The organism is Streptomyces sp. NPDC050625 (assembly GCF_040654755.1).
Taxonomy (GTDB): domain Bacteria; phylum Actinomycetota; class Actinomycetes; order Streptomycetales; family Streptomycetaceae; genus Streptomyces.
On record NZ_JBFAIQ010000111.1, the window covers coordinates 1 to 2,229 of the forward strand.

The following is a 2,229-nucleotide window of genomic DNA, read 5'->3' on the forward strand; positions in this document are numbered from 1 at the left end:
TGACCAGGACCGTACCGTCCGGGTCCAGCTCGCGCGGGATCGTCAGCACGACCTTCCCGACGTGCCGGGCCTGGCTGATGAACCGGAACGCCTCCACGGCCTCCCGCACATCCCACGCCCGCACCGGCAACCGGCCCAGCTCACCCTGGTCGAACCACCCCACGAGGTCGGCCAGCATGTCCCGCAGCCGCCCGTGATCGACGTCGAAGAGGTCGAACGCCTGATACGACACCGGCATGGCGGCCGCGTCCCGGATATCGGTCTTACCCATCTCCACGAACCGGCCACCCTCGGCCAGCAGCCCCACCGACGCATCCACGAACTCCCCCGCCAAGGAATTCAGCACCACATCCATACCGGCCGGGAACTTCTCCGCGAAGTCCAACGTCCGCGAGGAGGCAATGTGCGCGTCGTCCAGCCCCATCCCCCGCAGCACACCCCACTTGCCGGGGCTGGCCGTCGCATACACCTCCGCCCCCAGACAGCGGGCCAGCCGCACCGCCGCCATACCCACACCACCGGCACCGGCATGGATCAGCACCGACTCACCCGCCCGCAGACCGCCCAGATCGATCAGCCCGTGCACCGCGGTCAGATACACCGTCGGAACCGCCGCCGCCTCCGCGAACGACCACCCCCGCGGAACCGGTGCCAGCAGACGATGATCCGTCACCGCCACCGGACCCAGCGCACCCCGCGGGAACAGACCCATCACCCGGTCGCCGACGCACACACCCGCCACGTCCGCGCCGACCTCCAGAACCACACCCGCACCCTCGTTGCCGAGGGCACCGGCGTCACCCGGGTACATCCCCAGAGCGTTGAGCACGTCACGGAAGTTCACACCACCCGCACGCATGGCGATGCGCACATCACCAGGCGCCAGTTCCTCCGCCGTATGCGGGGCCGGCACCAGCGAAAGGCTCTCCAGCGTCCCCCGCGCGCCCTTCTCGAGCCGCCACGGCACCCCCTCCGGCGGCACCAGTGCGCTCGCGGCCGATCGGACGAGACGCGGTGCCAGGAACCGGTCCTCGCGCACCGCCACCTGCGGCTCACCACACGCCACCACCGCAGACACCACCGCGGACCCGACTGCGGACACCACACCCGCCGCGTCGCCAGCCGCGTCACCGTCCGCGTCCAGGTCCACGAGCAACAGCCGGTCGGGATGCTCCGCCTGCGCCGAACGCACCAGACCCCACACCGCCGCCGCAGTCGGATCCGCCTCGTCACCGGCAAGCACCGGCACGGCATGCCGGGTAGCCACGACAAGCCGGCTGTCGACCAACTCCGGAGCTTCAAGAAACCGCTGGATCAGCCGCAGCACCGCACCGACGCGTGCGTGCACCTCACCGCCGCACTCGACCGGAGCGACCACGAGTTCGGGAACCTGACCGGCTGCGATCAGCGCGTCCAGGTCATGGTCAGGGCCCAGTTCCGCCCACGCCACCGGCCCTCGCTCGGCCGGGGACAGGGATATCCACTGGACGTCGAACAGCGACTGACGCAGCGCGGTGGCCGCGCCCGAGAACTGCTCCGCCGCGGCCGCCCTCATCGTGACGGCCTCGGCGGTGAGGACCGGTGACCCGGCCTCGTCGAACGCCGCCACCGCGGCACTGCCCGCCGCGCCGGGCGTCAGCCGGACGCGCAGCGCGGAGGCGCCGACCGCGTGCAGCCGCACACCGGTCCAGGCGAACGGCACCAGCAGCTCGGTGCTCCCGGCATCGAGCAGCAACGCGTGCAGGGCGGCGTCCAGCAGCGCCGGGTGCATGCCGAACGCGGTCGCCGGGGGCTGAGCACCGGTCGGCAGCGCCAGCTCGGCGAAGACTTCGCCGCCCGTACGCCACACCGCGCGCAAGCCCCGGAACACCGGGCCATACCCGTAGCCACGGCTCGCGAGGTGCTCGTACACGTCGGCCAGGTCGACCGGCTCCGCGTCCTCCGGAGGCCAGACCCCGACGCCTTGCTCGGCAACGTCGGCCGCGTCCGACACCAGGAGGCCTGTCGCGTGCTGGGTCCAGGGCTCGTCGGTCTCGCCCGCACCCTGCGGCCGGGAGTGGACGACAACGGTACGGCGCCCGCTCTCGTCGGGTGCCTCCACGGCCACCTGCACCGCCACCGAAGCCCCTTGGGACAGCACCAGCGGCTGCTCCAGCGTCAACTCCTCCAACAACCCACAGCCGACCTCGTCACCAGCACGCAGCGCCAACTCCACAAACGCCGTACCCG

The 2,229-nt window shown here is 71.7% G+C and carries 1 protein-coding gene; it reads right to left on the reverse strand.

Translation table 11 applies throughout. The features are described from left to right. Positions 1 to 2,229: polyketide synthase dehydratase domain-containing protein (locus AB0I54_RS48100; RefSeq protein WP_363302746.1), on the reverse strand; the 2,229-nt coding region annotated here is incomplete at both ends.